Origin of the sequence: Pengzhenrongella phosphoraccumulans, from assembly GCF_045689905.1 — a bacterium.
Lineage (GTDB): Bacteria > Actinomycetota > Actinomycetes > Actinomycetales > Cellulomonadaceae > Pengzhenrongella > Pengzhenrongella phosphoraccumulans.
Window position 1 is genome coordinate 3,266,062 of record NZ_CP144210.1, and the last position, 15,966, is coordinate 3,282,027.

At 67.1% G+C, this 15,966-nt stretch carries 15 protein-coding genes; 10 read left to right on the forward strand and 5 right to left on the reverse strand.

The window, feature by feature from the left end; all coding sequences use genetic code 11:
• Positions 1–150: 150 nt before the first annotated feature.
• On the forward strand, positions 151–1,050 hold the full coding sequence (locus VTA80_RS15065; RefSeq protein WP_407341903.1) for a GNAT family N-acetyltransferase: 900 nt from the start codon (positions 151–153) through the stop codon (positions 1,048–1,050).
• A gap of 280 nt (positions 1,051–1,330) precedes the next feature.
• On the opposite strand, the gene VTA80_RS15070 is transcribed toward VTA80_RS15065, so the two are convergent.
• Positions 1,331–1,618 (reverse strand): hypothetical protein, encoded by a 288-nt coding sequence (locus VTA80_RS15070; protein ID WP_407341904.1) that lies wholly within the window; start codon positions 1,616–1,618, stop codon positions 1,331–1,333.
• Between the two features lie 353 nt (positions 1,619–1,971).
• Here VTA80_RS15070 and VTA80_RS15075 point away from each other — a divergent pair, with 353 nt between their 5' ends.
• Genes VTA80_RS15075 through VTA80_RS15085 form a run of 3 tightly spaced genes read left to right on the forward strand, consistent with a single transcriptional unit; the run spans position 1,972 to position 3,346 of the window.
• Positions 1,972–2,352 carry an ArsR/SmtB family transcription factor gene (locus VTA80_RS15075; protein WP_407341905.1) on the forward strand — a complete coding sequence of 127 codons (381 nt, stop codon included), beginning with the start codon at positions 1,972–1,974 and terminating at the stop codon, positions 2,350–2,352.
• Complete coding sequence (locus VTA80_RS15080; protein ID WP_407341906.1) at positions 2,345–2,854, forward strand: SRPBCC domain-containing protein; 510 nt, start codon at positions 2,345–2,347, stop codon at positions 2,852–2,854. The genes VTA80_RS15075 and VTA80_RS15080 overlap by 8 nt, the downstream gene beginning before the upstream one ends.
• A 30-nt stretch (positions 2,855–2,884) precedes the next feature.
• Positions 2,885–3,346, forward strand: a complete 462-nt coding sequence (locus VTA80_RS15085; protein ID WP_407341907.1) for a SixA phosphatase family protein — start codon at positions 2,885–2,887, stop codon at positions 3,344–3,346.
• Positions 3,347–3,826: 480 nt separating this feature from the next.
• Here the strand turns inward: VTA80_RS15085 and VTA80_RS15090 are convergent, their stop codons facing one another.
• Positions 3,827–4,297, reverse strand: coding sequence for a hypothetical protein (locus tag VTA80_RS15090; RefSeq protein ID WP_407341908.1), 471 nt, complete (start codon positions 4,295–4,297; stop codon positions 3,827–3,829).
• Here VTA80_RS15090 and VTA80_RS15095 point away from each other — a divergent pair.
• Both VTA80_RS15095 and VTA80_RS15100 read left to right on the forward strand, forming a co-directional pair.
• Positions 4,237–4,647 carry a DUF427 domain-containing protein gene (locus VTA80_RS15095; protein ID WP_407341909.1) on the forward strand — a complete coding sequence of 137 codons (411 nt, stop codon included), beginning with the start codon at positions 4,237–4,239 and terminating at the stop codon, positions 4,645–4,647. The two genes, VTA80_RS15090 and VTA80_RS15095, sit on opposite strands and share 61 nt — an antisense overlap.
• A 561-nt stretch (positions 4,648–5,208) precedes the next feature.
• Complete coding sequence (locus tag VTA80_RS15100; RefSeq protein ID WP_407341910.1) at positions 5,209–5,799, forward strand: AAA family ATPase; 591 nt, start codon at positions 5,209–5,211, stop codon at positions 5,797–5,799.
• 555 nt (positions 5,800–6,354) lie between these two features.
• Here the strand turns inward: VTA80_RS15100 and VTA80_RS15105 are convergent.
• A complete protein-coding gene (locus VTA80_RS15105; RefSeq protein WP_407341911.1) occupies positions 6,355–7,323 on the reverse strand; it encodes an IS481 family transposase in 969 nt (322 codons plus the stop codon).
• Positions 7,324–8,530: 1,207 nt separating this feature from the next.
• Between VTA80_RS15105 and VTA80_RS15110 the strand changes: the two genes are divergently transcribed.
• Both VTA80_RS15110 and VTA80_RS15115 read left to right on the forward strand, forming a co-directional pair.
• Entirely contained in the window at positions 8,531–8,992 is a 462-nt protein-coding gene (locus VTA80_RS15110) for a SixA phosphatase family protein (RefSeq protein ID WP_407341912.1), read from the forward strand.
• 366 nt (positions 8,993–9,358) lie between these two features.
• The gene (locus VTA80_RS15115) at positions 9,359–10,573 is read left to right on the forward strand and encodes an ROK family protein (protein ID WP_407341913.1); all 1,215 of its coding nucleotides are present in this window, start codon (positions 9,359–9,361) and stop codon (positions 10,571–10,573) included.
• A 309-nt stretch (positions 10,574–10,882) separates the two neighbouring features.
• On the opposite strand, the gene istB is transcribed toward VTA80_RS15115, so the two are convergent.
• Together istB and istA are read right to left on the reverse strand one after the other, a co-directional pair.
• Positions 10,883–11,698: an IS21-like element helper ATPase IstB gene (istB, locus tag VTA80_RS15120; RefSeq protein ID WP_407341914.1), complete on the reverse strand. Its 816-nt coding sequence runs from the start codon at positions 11,696–11,698 to the stop codon at positions 10,883–10,885.
• The gene (istA, locus tag VTA80_RS15125) at positions 11,695–13,224 is read right to left on the reverse strand and encodes an IS21 family transposase (protein ID WP_407341915.1); all 1,530 of its coding nucleotides are present in this window, start codon (positions 13,222–13,224) and stop codon (positions 11,695–11,697) included. The genes istB and istA overlap by 4 nt, the downstream gene beginning before the upstream one ends.
• Positions 13,225–13,664: 440 nt before the next feature.
• Between istA and VTA80_RS15130 the strand changes: the two genes are divergently transcribed.
• On the forward strand, positions 13,665–14,972 hold the full coding sequence (locus tag VTA80_RS15130; RefSeq protein ID WP_407341916.1) for a glycoside hydrolase family 125 protein: 1,308 nt from the start codon (positions 13,665–13,667) through the stop codon (positions 14,970–14,972).
• The gene (locus tag VTA80_RS15135) at positions 14,969–15,961 is read left to right on the forward strand and encodes a carbohydrate ABC transporter permease (protein WP_407341917.1); all 993 of its coding nucleotides are present in this window, start codon (positions 14,969–14,971) and stop codon (positions 15,959–15,961) included. Before VTA80_RS15130 ends, VTA80_RS15135 begins: the two co-directional genes overlap by 4 nt.
• The last annotated feature ends 5 nt before the right edge of the window (positions 15,962–15,966 follow it).

Genomic DNA, 15,966 nt, shown 5'->3' on the forward strand with positions numbered 1-15,966 from the left:
GAGCTAGTTCCGCAACCGAAAGTTACGGAACTATCAATATTGCTTCTCGCCCAGCAGGACCGGGTCTCGCTCGACACGGGTCGTACAGTCAAGGCGGCGCTTGGCACATCCGGTGCGGAGCTCTTCCTCGACACGGCAGAGGCGACGTCCATGACTGCGGCAGTGCGGAACTACACGGCTTCCGCTGGGTTTACCGACGACTTCCATCGCGTTCGAGACTTCCTCGTACGCATCAACCAGGGCGGGGCACCCACGCCGGGCTTCCTGTGGGGCCGGTGGGAGTGGATGTTCTCCCAGACCTGGTATTGCGACACCAGTGCGCTGGCGAGGATCGGAGTCTGGGAGGACGACGGCGAGATCGTCGCGGTGGTCACCTACGAGAACACGACCGGGTTCGCGTGGTTCCTCACCGACCAGGACCACGCATTCCTGCACGAGGACATGCTCCGCTACGCGCTGCAGAACCTGACCCGGAACGGCGCGATCAGGGTGCTCATCGAAGACACGGACCAGGACCTTCCGCCGATCGCGGCCGCGCACGGCCTGACCCGGACGAAAGACAGGCAGCCGAACGCCGCCCTCGACCTCACCGGCTACCTGTCCTACCGACTTCCGGACGGCTACCGGATCGCCAGCCTCGCCGACGACTGCGACCTCCACCGTCTGAACCGGGTGCTGCACCGCGGGTTCAACAACCCCGGCGAGCCGCAGGAGACCCCCGACGCGATCCACATGCGCCGAACCGGCGTCTCCGGCCCGCACCTCATCCGCGACCTGAACATCGTCGTGATCGCCCCCAACGGCGAGTACGTCGCGTACTGCGGCATCTGGTACGACCCGGTCACTGACTACGCGTACGTCGAACCCGTGTGTACCGATCCCGATCACCGCAAACGCGGCCTCGGGCGGGCGGCCGTCCTGGAGGCCGCCCGCCGTTGCGGACACCTGGGGGCCAAGGTCGCCTACGTCAGCTCCGACCAGCAGTTCTACTACTCCATCGGGTTTGTCCCGCACTCGTCAGGGACCTGGTGGGAATCGCCGCATCTGTGAACCGCTCGGAGATCTCAACGTCGGCGCGCTAACCGAGGACTCGCGGCTTGACGACAGCTGACGCGCGGGTCGGGCCGACCCAGCACTTCGCGCCAACTAGGTGATGGAGGTGGCATCCGAAGCCCGGATGCGTGGCATCGAGTCATCCAAACCTGTCGAGGCCCGGCGCTTCTGCCATTTCGCGAGTGAACAAAGACGAGCCGAGACGGTAGATAGTTCGGTGTGTTCGCGAGACCGGGCCTTACTCGTGAGCGTGGACTGGATGACTGTGGTGACGACACTATTGCTGCCGCTGGTCGCCGCCACCGGCGCCTACCAGTTGGCCCTGCGGAAGAGCCGAGGCGAAGAACTCCGGGCTCAGCGGCACGAAGCCGCAGAGGCGATTGTGCCGGGGTTGCTCGTGCTGAGAGACTTGATCCGAGGAATCGGGACCGCCACCGATGCTCCATCGGACTGGAGAGGCGCCGTCGGGCACGTCAACGAGCGCTGCGAATTCGGCGAGGTCACTGGGGTAGTCGCTGATAGATGACCGTTGCACCCGCCCGATCGGACGACCGCCGATCGACACGACGAGATCCTCGCCGGCTTCCTCGCCCCGAACGCTCGGTCCAAAGTCACGCTCAACAGCCTCGGCACTGCTCTCGTGGTTCCACCAGCGCGCGACCTGTGGCTCCTGCAGCCATTCGCGAGCAGGGGTAGGTCCGAAGCCGTCGACGGCCGCCAGTCCAACGCGGCAGACATCAAGGCATCCACTCAAGTCACGCTAGCCATCGCCGCCGCCGACTAACAGCCATGCTGGTTCGCCCACTGGGGCGATCGGCGTCTGGGCGGCGGTTCGGGTACCTCTCCATTAGCCACCGCCCCGATCCACCCTGATGCAACACCCCTTGACACGCCACTATGTAGTGAGAAGATTACGAAATGGATCTCTTACGTGACGACGATGACGACCTGTGGAAGGCGCTCGCGCATCCCACCCGACGCCAGATCCTCGATCTGCTGGCCGAGGCACCGTTGACGACGGGAGATCTCGTTGTCGGCCTCGCCCTGGACCGGCATGTGGTGATGGTGCACCTGGCGGTCCTGCGGGCGGCGGACCTGGTGGTGACCGAGAAGCGCGGTCGGTACCGGATCAACTACCTCAACGCTGTCCCGATCCAGCAGATCCACCACCGCTGGGTCTCCACGGCCAGCGGACCCTGGGCCGCGGCCCTGATCGCAGTGCGCGACGAGGCCGAGACCTCGGCCCGCGCAGCGCTCATGCATGACGACACCACCGAGGACGGGAAGAAAAGTGGCTGAGAGCGAGATCCGGCATTCCATCACTATCGCTGCCCCCATCGAGGTCGTCTGGGCGGAGATCACGAAGGTCGGCGCCCGACAAAGAGCGCAGCTGGACTCCGTTCTGGAGACGAGCTTCCGGCCGGGTGACCCGCTGTACTACAAGTCGCAGGACGGCTCGAGAGTCTTCATGGTGGGTCGGGTGCTCGAGTTCGATCCGCCGACCACGTTCCGACACACGCAGGTCCTGACGATGCGCGACGATCCGCTCACGGTCGTCGAGTGGCATTTGGAGACGATCCCCCAAGGCACCCGGGTCACCCTCGTCAACGGCGGCTGGCCTGCTGAGTCCAAGATGGACAAGGTCGACGCCACGTGGAAGGCAATCCTGGCCAGTCTCAAGTCCGTGGTGGAAAGCGGAGACGTGTCCGGACGCCAGAAGATCACCCTCTTCTTCATGCGGACGTTCACGTTCATGATGCCGTCCACGACCAAGACCGAGAACGTCGCTGTACCGGACTAGCCGCAGACTGGGCGCGCCTAGAGTTGGGCCGTGATACTCGTACGCCACGCCCATGCCGGTCACAAGGCGGACTGGGACCGGGACGACAACTTGCGCCCGCTTACCGCGCGCGGCCTGGTCCAGGCCGAGTCCTTGGTCCGGTCCCTCGCCGACGACGAAATCGCCGTGGTGTGGACCAGTGCCGCGGTGCGCTGCCGTCAGACGGTCGAGCCGTTGGCGGCCGCACGCGGCGTCGTGGTGCAGGACCACGCGCTGCTCGCCAAGGACGGTTCGGTCGACGAGTTGCTGGACTGGATCCTGTCGAACCCGACCGCGCCGTGGGCGTTGTGCACCCACGGTGAGGTGCTGCACGAGTTGCTCATCGTGGCGCGGTCGTCGGGCCGGGTGACCGCGCCGGCGCGCGCCACCGAGAAGGGTGCCGCATGGCGCGTCAGGCAGCACGAGGACGGCGCGACCGCGTTGGAGTATGTGCCGCCGCTCCTGCTCCGCTGACACCCCGCGCCCAGGCGCTGGGCGATCTACCGCTGGTGGACGCCGGGATCCGGTGAGTGTGTTTGTCGGCGCGCACGTCGAACGCGCGCGGTTTCGACCATCCGGTCGATCGGGGGGGGCGTTGTGGGCCTGACCCCGGCGCCGCACCTTGCGTCCGGAGGCAGTGTTCTCCCGGGAGCGAGGCTCTGGAAGCGCTCTGGTCATCGGTCGTCCACGTTGATGGCCGATGCTCGGCCCCGTTACTACATGGCCGCGCACCAAAACACGTTCGCCCAATCACGAAGGGGACTGGCATGACGGTTCTGAGAGAGCGACTGTTCGCGGACGCGTTCAGTGAGTTGGTGGCGCGCGCATCTTCGGAACCGTTCGTCGAGCTGGTAGAGATAGATCGACTCTCGGACCCGCGGCGGCCGGTGGGGTCGCCCAGGAGCGTGCACTCCGACTTGGATGCTGCCCTGGCGGGACGAGATCTCGGTCCCGTCATCGACCTGCTGAAAGCCCTGCGCGACGGTGGCGATGCGGGAAGCGGTGCAGAGCGGCGGCGGAGCCCGCGCATGGGACCCAGCTAGTTCGTCTGGGACGCTTCGATGAAGGTGTCTCGTGCTCCACGCCGCGCCTGGCCGGATGCAGGTTGGCGCTGCCGGTAGTTCCCGTCTGGCTGCATGTCCCAGGCTGAGCAGTTGTCCTGCTCGCCAGGTTCAGGCCCAGGCTGCTGATGAACGGGAACGGATGGGCGCCGTCTGCGGCGAGCGGGGTCAGGATTGGCTCGACCGAGTCCGTGAAGTAATGCGTGAGGGCGTCCCGCTGGCCGGGGTCGCGGTCGTCGACGTCCAGCCGACGCCTCACCCACGCCGTCGACGCCGCACGCCAAGCCGCACGGGGCCCCGTGGATGGAAGAGGACGAGATCGTCTACACCCACCCGCGCAGCCCGTATGTGCGCATCGACGCACTGACCAGTAGCCGGCACGTCGTGGTCACCTTCAACGGGGTCACCGTCGCGGAGTCCCATCGCCCGGTCGTCCTCTTCGAGACCGGCCTCACCGCGCGGTACTACCTCCCCCAGGCGGACGTGCGCATGGACCTGCTGGCCCCGAGCGCCACGACCAGTCACCGCCCCTACAAGGGCACCGCGACGTACTGGACCCTGGGCACCGGTGGTGCAAGCCTGGCGGACGTCGCCTGGGCGTACCGCACGCCGCTGCCGGAGTCCGCCAAGATCGCCGGGCTGGTCGCGTTCTGGCCGGAGAAGAGCCCGGCGCTGCAGGTCACCGTCGACGGTCAACCGCTCGGCGCGCCATGAGGCCGGGTCGCCCGGCATCCGCGCGGGGACGCGTCCCCGGCACGATCTGGGAAGTCACACTCCCGTGAGCTCGAAGGTGCTGCCGCGGCGGGCGCAGGGGGCCGAGATGCCGGGACGGACGATGTTCGGGGGAGTCTCAGACCCAGCCTGTTGGATCGTGTGCTCGCGATCGAGGTGATACGTGTTGCGATCACGCTCGCACAGGGCCGGATCGGGCACGACGGGTCCGACGAGTTGCGAGTCGTAGGCGTGGCTGCACGTCGAGGGTTTGGTCGTGAACTCACATCGATGGCCGCCAGCGGCGGCCATCGGTTGCCGTCGCCTCCAACGGGGCCGCTGGAGCTCGAACATGCCGGAGTACTGTTCCACGCGCTGAACGACGAGAGATTGCGAAGCGGTCGATCGCTCGCACCGAGCTCGCGGTCCTTGCCATCGCCGTCGCCGTCCTCGCCGCCGGAATCGTGATCTCGTCGTGATCGGCGCACCCGAGCGGTGAGCGAAGGACAATTGCTGGCGGTACGAGCTCCGAGACCAGGAAGCGGGTGACCTTAATTGTTTCCGATGCGACTTCTCATCACGGGTGCAAGCGGCTCCGGCACGACGACGCTGGGCTCCGCTGTGGCGGAGCGTCTGGCCGTTCCCCACGCCGACGTCGACGACTACTTCTGGATGCCGACATCGCCGCCCTACACGACGAAGAGGCCGATTGCGGATCGCATCAGCCTCATGGAGTCGGTCTTCGCGCCCCGCGATTCCTGGGTCCTGTCCGGATCACTGGTCGACTGGGGTGGCCCGGTCGTTCGGCGCCTTGACGCGGTGGTCCTGCTCACCCTCGATCCGGCCATTCGCCTTTGCCGCTTGAAGTCTCGAGAGACGGTCAGGTACGGGTCGACCATCGAACCAGGCGGAGCGAACGAGGCCGCGCACCAGGAGTTCTACGCGTGGGCCAGCGGCTACGACGACCCGAAGTTCGCCGGGCACAGCAGGGCCGGACACGAGGAGTGGCTGTCAGCCCTGACGTGCCCCGTCCTTCGCCTGGACGCCCAGGGGCCCGTGAAGCGTCAACTGGAGGCGGTGAGGGCCTGGCTTGAATCGGATCTGATCGGCGCGACGCCACGCGACGGTGTCCGCAGGCGTGCCGAGCGGGATTGATTCTCGGCGTGTGCCCGTTCGTCGCCTTCGCCACCCCTCGCGGTGGTGGGGTGGGGTCGGCGCACCGGCCCGCGGACGCGCGGCCGCCGTCGGGCTGGGCCGTGTCATTGCCGAGCACCGTGGGTGATCGCATGGGCGCACCCGACGCACGGGACCTTCGCCCTGAACCCGTCCGCCGAGCGGGCAGGACGCTGGCCGCATGGCAACAGTGCGCAGTCGCGGATTCGCGTTGACCAACCGCGTGGCCAACAAGGTGTTGGTCGCTGCGCTGAGGAGCCCTGCGGGCTCGCTGCTCGGACGTCGGCTCGCCGTCGTGGAGTACCGCGGTCGTCGCTCCGGCCGCGACCACCGGCTGGTCACGGCCTACGTCGTGAACGGGCGATCCGTTCACATCCAAGTCGGCACGCCCGGGCGCAAGACCTGGTGGCGCAACTTCGAAGAACCGCACCCCTTGCGGCTGCGGCTTGCTGGCGCAGATCATCTCGGTGTCGCGCACGTGGTGCACGATGGACCCCAGGTTCGCATCGTCGCTGACCTACTAGGTGTACTCGGCCATCACGTTGGTGACAGTCGGCTGATTGGTGGTCCGCCGACGGCGTAGTGGTGTCGTTCATTGTTGTACCGGTGGAGCCAGGCGGGGTAGGCCGCGGTGCGTTCGTCGTTGGACAGGTAGGGGCGCCGGTAGGCCCACTCGGTGGCCAGAGTCCGGTTGAAGCGTTCGACCTTGCCGTTTTGCCACGGGCAGTGCGCCTTGATGAACCAGTGGTCGGCGCCGTGTGCTGCCAGGACCTCGCGCAGGTCCCGGCTGCGGGAGTAGGACCAGTGGTTGTCGGTCAGGATCGCGCGCACCGGCGCACTCAAGGCAGCGAAGTAGTCCAGCGCGCGGTCGGTGAACCCGGCACCGGTCGGGCCCTTCTCGTCGGGCAGGATCTCGGAGTACGCGACCCGGGAGTGGTCATCGACCGCGCAGTGGACGTAGTCGAAACCGAGCCGGGTCTTGCGGCGCAGGGAAGTGGATCCGGCCGCGCGGCCGTGAGATTTCCAGCCGCCGCCGTCGGGAATGCGGCCGATCTTCTTGACGTCCAGGTGGACCAGGTCACCGGGCCGGTCGTGCTCGTAGCGCCGGGCGGTGGCTTTCGAGGCGCGGATCACGTCGCCGGTGATCGGGTCGCACTGCCACAGGTAGGGCACCCCTGCGCGGCGCAGGACCCGCGAGATCGTGCGCGCGGGGACCCCGGTGGTCCGGGACAGTTCGTCCGGCCCGCACCGGGAGCGCACCCGTTCAGCGACCACGGCCTCGACCACGCGCGTGGGGGTGGCGCGGGGATTGGCGCGGGGACGGCACGACCTGTCCAGCAGGCCGGCCCGGCCGAGCTGGTCGTAGCGCGCGACCCAGCGGTGCGCGCACTGGCGCGAGACACCGAGCTCCCGGGCGACGTGGGCGACCGGGCGACCGTGCACCCGCACGCGCTGAACGAGCAACCATCTGCCATGCGGCGTGAGCCGCGCGTTAGCGTGAGACACGAGGACCTCCGGTTGGTGAAGACGTCAGACATCTCCACTACGCCCGGAGGTCCTCCTCACGTCAACACCCCAACCGTCACCAACCTCGTGGCCGAGTACATCTAGACGCCGCCGGCGGCCCTCCGGCATCCCCGCGAAGCGGCGCCCGGTTTACCCCCTACCTTTCGTACTTTGGCGGGCGAGGTCTACCCCGATTGCTTTGAGCGGGGGAGTGCATGCTTCCCCTGCTGGTGTGGGCGGCGAGCCTGCCCTCGAGCCGAGCAAACAGTTCGTGCAATGGCTGCTCAAAGGTCGCCAACGGCGCGTCTTCTTGAACCCTCGCGACCAGCACTGGCACCGTCGTGGAACAAGCCGTGCTCGGACGGTCTCTCCTGATTTGCCGTACTTTCGGCTCCGCGAGTTAGGAGTCGTGGTTGTCCGGCTCGAACCGGCGCAAGGTCCCCAGCGCAACCACACGCCTTGGCTGGCCCGTCAGGTTGATCGACCGCGGAGCGACCCGTGCGCCCCCGTGACGGACCGCTACTACCTCCCAGACCCCGTGCGCGAGGTCATCGGACGTCACCAAGTCGCCCACCTGCACCGGCGGTGCCGTCACCGAACCACCGCAGTGACCAGGGCACGAGGCCACGGAAGGGCGGTACGACGGGACTCTTCGACCAACCCGCCGACACGCGGACCATCAGGACGCGGCGCCGGTCGGGACCTGCAGCCTGACCCGGCTCTTGAACGCGGTGAAGTCACGCGCCGGCCCCAAGCGTGCGTGGTGCCAGGCTGCCCGGAGGAACCAGCCAGCGCAGGGACCTATGGACGTCTTCAGCCCCGAGCCAGACGAGCCGGTCGTCGCGGGAGCTTTCGTCGTCCGTGAGCTGCACGAGGACCCGCCCATCAACCCATCGGTTCGCTCGGGCGGGGAGCCACTCGACCTCGCCTGCTGGCGCGCCGGCGGCTTCCCACACCAGCCTGACGATGACAGGGATGCGCCGTGTTGCGGGCCCAACGGGGGCGGCGATGGGGCGCGACTCGTTCAGGATCCGCCGCTGGCCCGGAGCCACACTAACCTCCACGTTGCTCGAACGCCTGTTCGACAACATTAGCTGAAGCGAAGTACGCGACGCGACTGTCTCTCCGCGTGCTTCGCCGTTCGTTCGCGGAGATCGGTTCGACCGCGTTGAGATTTCCATTGCGATGCCGGGTAGCCTCTGGTGCGGTGATCCTCGTTCGCCATTCCCATGCTGAGAGCAAGTCGCGATGGGGTGGCGAAGAATCCGAGCGGCCGCTGTCCGCGCGTGGGGAGATGCAGGCCCGAGCCCTCGTCCTGACTCTCGCGGCTGACAATCTCGTGGGGCTGTGGTCAAGCCCGACCGCGCGGTGCCACCAGACGCTGGCCCCGCTTGCTGGCGCTCGAGGACTTGAGATTCTCGACCATCCGTTGCTGGCCAAGGATGCCAATCCCGCCCTGATGCTGCCGTGGGTTCTGGCGCATGCGGGGGGGCCGTGGGCGATCTGCACCCATGGTGAGGTCTTCGAAACGCTGCTTCGAGTGGGTCGAGAAACTGGTCTGGTCACAGCCCGGGCGATGCTCACGGAAAAGGGCGCGGCCTGGCGGGTGGTCGGCCACCAGGACGGCTCGACGGAGATGGAGTACCTGCCTCCCGCGTTGCTTCGCTGACCACCCACGGCAGTGAGCACACTCTTCGTGGTTCGGGCCGTTGCGCTCATGCGGGCGGTCCAGCGTGGCTGACGCCGACTAGCGTGTCGCATGGTCGCTCACGACAGATATGCGGGTCGCCAGCCCTGACGGACGATTTGCTGGGCGTTTTCCTGGCGTGCATCTCGACTCCGCGACCGTGAAGTTCGTGTAGGAGGGCACAACGAACGTTGTCGTCGTGCCGCCAACGAGCACTGTGGCCATGATCCGAGGGGTCGTACTCGCCCGGACCTGCTCGGGGTGAAGTCGTAGGACGTGCCGGGGGTGGGTGTGACGGCATACTTGCCACTAGCCGTCGCTCGACGGCCGGGCTTGCGGGGAGGTCGCATGCGGAAGGGCACGAACTCCCACGCGCTCGGGGTTTTTAACCAGACCGTCGTCCTGGACACGATCCGACGTACGCCGGACGGCCTCAGCCGGGTCGAAATCGCGAAGCAGACGGGCCTGAGCGCACAGACCGTGTCCAACGTGACCAGGAGGCTTCTCGACGGGTCGATCATCCGGGACGTCGGGCAGGTGATCCTCGGGGTTGGTAAGCCGCGCACGATCCTCCAGCTCGTTCCAACGAGCCGGTACGCGATCGGAGTCCACATCGACCCCGCGGTCATCACGTATGTCGTCCTCGACCTGAAAGGTCGAGTTATCGCGCATACGTCGACGCCGCGGCCGGACCGTGTCCTGGCGAGCATCTGCGAGGCGATCGAATCTCTCATCGTCGAGTCTGGGGTTGACAGGGATCGCCTGCTCGGGATCGGCATAGCGACCCCTGGTCCGCTCGACCTGGTGCGGGGCCTTGTCCTCGACCCACCCCTGTTGAAGGGGTGGCACGGCGTCGCGCTCCGCGACGCTGTCGCGAAGGCGACGGGCCTTCCGGTGGTGCTCGAGAAGGATGTCACAGCGGCAGCGGTGGCCGAGCTATGGATGAGTGAGGAGCACGAGCGGGACGACTTCGTGTTCTTCTACTACGGCACGGGCGTCGGTGTTGGGCTCGCCTACGGGCATGAAGTTGTTCGTGGATCGACGAGCAACGCGGGCGACGCCGGCCACATCATCGTTGATCCGGACGGCCCGATGTGCTCCTGTGGGCGAAGGGGCTGTCTGGGGGACGCGATCATGCCGCGCACCCTCGTCGAGCTCGCGATCGAGCGGGGGGTCCTCGAGGCGCCGGGCTCGCCGCCCGGCCCAACGGAGCTTGACGACCTGTTCACGGAGTTGACGGCGCTCGCCGGCGCGGGAAACGCTGGGGCGGTGAGCATCCTCGACGCCATGGCGCGTCGGATCGCGGTGGCCGTCGTGACGATCGTGAGCCTGCTTGACCTGGACTGCGTTGTCTTTGGTGGTCCGTACTGGGATCGCGTGTCGGGCTTTCTCCTGCTCCGCTTGCCCGACCTGATCAACATGTCGACCGCTTTGGTGACGACCCAGCCCATTGCGGTAGCCCAGTCGGCCATTGGAGGCGACGTAGCGGCCGTGGGTGCGGCTTGCCTGGTGCTCGACAACGCGCTGGCACCCCGCTCGTCAGCACTCCTGTTCTCTGCCTGACCGCTCTGCTGAAGCCTGCCGTCGACGCGACCTGTTGCCGACTGCCCGTCCTGAGCACGTGTGCCGGTCATCGAATGACGGCGTGCACTACGCCCATTTGGGTGCCGTCGTCCTCGTCTCGTTGACCTCGAGTCCCGGGTTCGTGCCGGTCCGACGGCGCGGTTGAACGGTGGGCGTGGTCGGGTCGCTGTCAAGGGCCATTGAGTTCTGCCCAGAGGCGGTCGTGAGACCTGCCCGGTGACGGCCACGAAATGTGCCCGGTGATGGCCATGGGATCTGCCCAGTGCTGACCATCGCCGGCCCGGGTTCTCAGCTCAAGGGGCTCACCCCTTGGCCCGCGAGGGCTTGTGCCTGTCGGACGCTCTCGCCGCTGGTCTGGCAGACGTGCGCGTGGTGCAGGAGCCGGTCGACGGTGGCCGTCGCCAGGGTCTTGGGCATCAGCTCGTCGAACGCGGCCGGGTGCAGGTTGGACGAGATCGCCACCGAGCGTTTCTCGTAGGCGGCGTCGACGAGCCGGTAGAGGCCCTCGGCCGCGTCCTGCGCCACCGGCAGCAGCCCTATGTCATCGACCACGACGAGGTCGGCGCGCAGGACCCGGGCGATGGCCTTGGTCACCGAGTCGTCCGCGCGGTGGCGGCGCAGCAGCGTGCCGAGGTCCTCCAGGGTGAACCAGGCCACCCGTAGTCCTTGCTCGACGGCGTGCTGGCCCAGGGCCTCGAGCAGGAACGTCTTGCCCGTCCCGGACGGTCCGCAGACGACCAGGTTCTCGCGGCGGTGCACCCATTCCAGGGTGCGCAGCGCTTGCTGGGTCGGGGCCGGGATCGAGGACGCGGCAGGGTTCCAGGCGTCGAACGTCTTGCCAGTGGGGAACCCCGCGCCGGCCCGCCGGGTCGCCAGCGCGGAGCGTTCGCGCCCCGCGGCTTCCTCGACCAGCAGCGCGCGCAGCACCTCGACAGGTTCCCACCGTTGGGCCTTGGCGGTGGCGATCACGTCCGGGGCGTGGCGGCGGATGTGCGGCAGCCGCAACCGGTGCAACAGCGCCTGGACGTCCTCGGGCATCGCCGGCGCCGACGGGACCCCGATCACCGGCACGGACGCCTCGCGGGTGCGGGTCGGGGCGCTCACGCGGTCACCTCCGTCGCAGAGGTCGCCGTGCCGAGGGTGGCCCAGCCGCGGGTGCCCTGGGTCAACGACCGGTCCTCGCCGGCCTGGTTGACCGGTCCGGCCGCGGTGGCCGCGTGGTGGTGGTCCAGGATCGAGGCGAGGTCGGCCTCGGCGAACCGGGCATGGACCGCGGCGTGGCCCAGCGCCCAGTCGACCTCGCCGGGGGTGAACAGCTTGGCGAGCTCCACGGCCTGGGCCATCTTCACGCGCATCTTGGTCGTGCCCGCTGCGGCGGCTTCGGCCAACCACACCCTGGCGCCGTCGCCGAGGACCAGGAACGCGGCCTCGGCGGTGGTCCGCGCGAGCGGGACCCGGCCGAGCGCGCCGGGCGGCGGAGGTGGGAAGTGGGCGTCGATGATCTGCGGGCTGCCCGGGGTCGCGCGCGGGTGGCGGGCGACCTCGAGCGGTCCAGTGGCCCCGACGTGGACGATGACGACCTGCTCGTCGGCGCCGCGCCCATGGACCCGCACCCAGACCGTGGCCCCGAGCAGTTCGTGCGGCACGGAGTACTGCCCGGAGTCGAACGTGACCATCGGCGTCTTGGGTGGCACGACCCGTGTCAGGCCGAACGCGACCGTGTGCGGGTCGACCGGGACCGGGTGCAGGCGGGTGTGTTCCTCGGCGAGCATCGCGTCCGGAGCACGCCTGGTGACGCGGTGGACGCGGGCGTTGACCTGCGCGCAGAACGCCTCGCACGCGTCCTCGAGGTCCGCGAACGACGCGTAGGCGTCCAGGAGGTTGGTGTCCTTGGGGACCAGGTCCGCCTTGGCGATCTTCACCGACGACTCGCTACCGCCCTTGGTGGCCGGGTCCACCGGGACACAGGTGTGCAAGGTGACGCCGTAGTGGCGGGCGAAGGCAACCATCGCCGGGTTGCGAACCGGCATGCCGGCCACGTGCTCGACGGTCACGGTCTTCTCGTTGTCGGTGAGCAGATACGTCGGCGCCCCACCGATGCGCCGCAACGTGACGTCCAGGGCGGCCATCACCGACGGTGAAGTCTTGTCCCTGATCGCGAGCACCACCCGGAACCGCGACCACGCCAACCACGCGATGAACAGCGTGGTCTTGGCCCCGTCGATGACGGGCCCGTCGCCGAAGTCGTACTGCAGCCACATCCCGGGCTCGGTCACCCACGGCCGGTGGACCCGGGTCCGCCCGACCCGGAAGCTCGCCTTGACCACCGCCACAGCCCGGCGCGTGGTGCGCTCGGAGCCGGTGAAGCCCAACGCGACGAGCTTGTCGTGGGCGACGTCCGCGCGGACCTTGCCCTTGGACCTCTCGACCCACTCCTCGATCTTGGGCAGAAACTCGTCGATCAGCTGCGCGCGGGCCGCGGCCCGATCGGACAACGCACCCGCGTCGCGGGCCGCGACATAGCGGGCCACGGTGTGGTGGGACACCCCGGACAGCTCCGCGGCGTCACGCAACGACCCGGTCAAGTCGAACGCTTCCAACATGTTCATGATCTCCTCGGCAGACTTCACGGTGTCCCTCCTGGGGGCGAACGGCGCATCAGCACCGCCAACCGCACCCCGGGAGGGGCCTCAGCCGCGGGAAGCGGCGAGGCGAAGAACGTCGTGTCGGGCAGATCTCATGACCGCCAGCGGGCAACTCTCATGTCCGCTACCGGGCAGTTACTTGGCCGCCTCCGGGCAGTTTCTCGTGGCCGCTGTCAGGTCGCGGAACCAGCTCGCGTGACTGCCTCCCAGGTCACAGGGACGGCACGTCTCCCGCCGCTGAACCTGTCCGTTGGTTGGCGAAGGTCGGTGGGCGAATCCGTGGGCGGTCGCAGTGGATCGGAATCCTGAAGGCCGCAGCTCGCTTGGGCGGAGTCGCTTGACAAGAGTTACTCCAAAGGTTTTACTTACACCAGGAGCTACACAACCCGGCCGTTGCGCCGAGGCAGTCGTTGCAAAGGAGCAGCATGTCTTTGTTCAGTCCCGTTACGCTTGAGAGTGTTTGCCAGCGGGTCGCGGAGCGGCTTGATGTGCAGACCGCAGCGGTGTTCCGTGAGTGCTTCACCAATACGCTCAGCACGACGATCGAGGCTTTTCCGGATGGGACCGCTTTCGTGGTGACGGGGGACATTCCCGCGATGTGGTTGCGTGACTCGTCGGCGCAGCTTACGCCGTACCTGCACTTCCTGAACGAGGATTCGCAGCTCGCCGATACAGTCGCCCGCGTCTGTCGCCGTCAGCTTCGCTACGTGTTGCTGGACCCGTACGCCAATGCATTCAACGTTGCGGCCAACGGCGCAGGTCACAGCAATGACCTCACCGAGCTGGACCCGTGGGTATGGGAGCGCAAGTACGAGGTTGACTCCCTGTGCTATCCGATCCAGCTTGCGTACGACTTCTGGCGCATTACTGAACGCACCGATCATCTCACCGATTTCGTCGCGGCGGCTCGAACAATCATCGCCCTGTGGGGTACCGAACAGGACCACGAAAGAAATTCTTCGTACCAGTTCCAGCGCCTCAACTCGGCAGCTTCGGACACACTGGCTCGCCAGGGTCGGGGACCGGTCGTGGCACCGACGGGCTTGACCTGGAGCGGCTTCCGGCCCAGTGACGACGCTTGCACCCTCGGGTTCAACATCCCCGGGAACGTCTTCGCCGCCGTCGAGCTGACGCACATCGCCGAGATCGCTTTGGGAGTCTTCGACGACTCCGACCTGGCCTCGGCCGCCGTCGACCTCCAGCGTGAGATCGAAGACGGGATCGCTAACCACGGGGTGGTCACCTCCGCCGAGATCGGCACCATCTATGCGTACGAAGTCGACGGTCTCGGAAACTACCTTTTGATGGACGACGCCAACGTGCCGAGCTTGCTGTCGGTGCCGCTCCTGGGCTGGTGCGCGGATGACGACCCGCTCTACCTGGCCACCAGGGCGTTCCTGCTCAGCGATCGCAACCCTTACTACCACCGAGGCTCCGCGGCGTGCGGTCAAGGGAGTCCGCACACCCCGAGTGACACGATCTGGCCCATCGGGCTGGCCGTCGAAGGCCTCACTGCGCGCACGGACGAGGAGAAGGCCGCGATACTGCGCACCTTGGTCGCGACCAACGCCGGCACCCGGCGCATGCACGAGTCGTTCCACAAGGACGATCCGACCGCGTTCACCAGGGACTGGTTCTCCTGGGCGAACGCCATGTTCTGCGAGCTCGCACTGGACGTCGCGGGTCTGCGGACCTACAACCGCCAACCGATCGCCGCGAGAGTCGAATCATGACTGCGCCGACCGAGCTTGGCCGCGCAGCCGTAGCACTGACCCAGCTCGATCCCGGAACGGCCCACGCCGCCGCTCAGCCGTCTGGGCGCCGCAATCGGCGCCGCCGGCACGTCACCGCCGCCGCACGTCAGCAGACGGTCAACGGATGGTTGTTCCTCGCCGTCCCCATCACGCTGTTCGTGCTGTTCCTCCTCTTGCCCATCGTCATCGCGCTCGTCCTGAGCCTGAGCGACTACTCGATCATTGGTGACCTCAGCTGGGTAGGGCTCGACAACTACCTACGGATATTTCACGACCCGTTCTTCTGGATCGCCCTGCGCAACACCGCCTACTACACCCTGCTGTATGTCCCGCTCGGACTTGTCGTTTCCCTGGGCACTGCCTTGCTGCTCAATCGAAGCAGCCGTGCGTCGCGCATATTCCGCACCCTGTTCTACATTCCTGTGATCTCTTCGACCGTCGCCACCGCGTCCATCTGGTTCTGGCTGCTTAACCCGCAATATGGAATGTTCAACGTCATTCTCGGTTGGTTCGGAATCAACGGTCCCGCCTGGCTCTACGACTCGAAATGGGCGATGATCGCCATAGTCATGATGAGTGTGTGGGCCGGCTTCGGCGCCAACATGATCATCTATCTGGGCGGACTCCAGGGTGTTTCACCCGACCTGCACGAGGCCGCCCGCCTTGACGGCGCAAACGCATGGCAGGACTTCTGGCACGTGACTCTGCCGGGAATATCTCGCACGACGTTCCTGGTCGGGACACTGCTCATCATCTCGGCCTTCCAGGTCTTTGATCAGGCTTTCGTGCTGACAAAGGGTGGTCCCGGAAACTCCACCTTGACGCTCGTCTACTACATCTACGACCGAGGCTTCGGCGCCCTGCAGATGGGATATGCGTCGGCGATCTCATTTGTGTTGTTCCTCATCATCATGGTCTTTTCCCTGATCAACGCACGAGTCAATAACCCGAAGGCAGGGCGAGCATGACCGCC

Excerpts from the sequence above, each read along its gene's own strand:
- VTA80_RS15065 (WP_407341903.1), top strand. The coding sequence starts at position 151 with ATGACTGCGGCAGTGCGGAACTACACGGCTTCCGCTGGGTTTACCGAC.
- VTA80_RS15075 (WP_407341905.1), top strand. The coding sequence starts at position 1,972 with ATGGATCTCTTACGTGACGACGATGACGACCTGTGGAAGGCGCTCGCG.
- VTA80_RS15095 (WP_407341909.1), top strand. The coding sequence starts at position 4,237 with ATGGAAGAGGACGAGATCGTCTACACCCACCCGCGCAGCCCGTATGTG.
- VTA80_RS15100 (WP_407341910.1), top strand. The coding sequence starts at position 5,209 with ATGCGACTTCTCATCACGGGTGCAAGCGGCTCCGGCACGACGACGCTG.
- VTA80_RS15115 (WP_407341913.1), top strand. The coding sequence starts at position 9,359 with ATGCGGAAGGGCACGAACTCCCACGCGCTCGGGGTTTTTAACCAGACC.
- VTA80_RS15130 (WP_407341916.1), top strand. The coding sequence starts at position 13,665 with ATGTCTTTGTTCAGTCCCGTTACGCTTGAGAGTGTTTGCCAGCGGGTC.
- VTA80_RS15135 (WP_407341917.1), top strand. The coding sequence starts at position 14,969 with ATGACTGCGCCGACCGAGCTTGGCCGCGCAGCCGTAGCACTGACCCAG.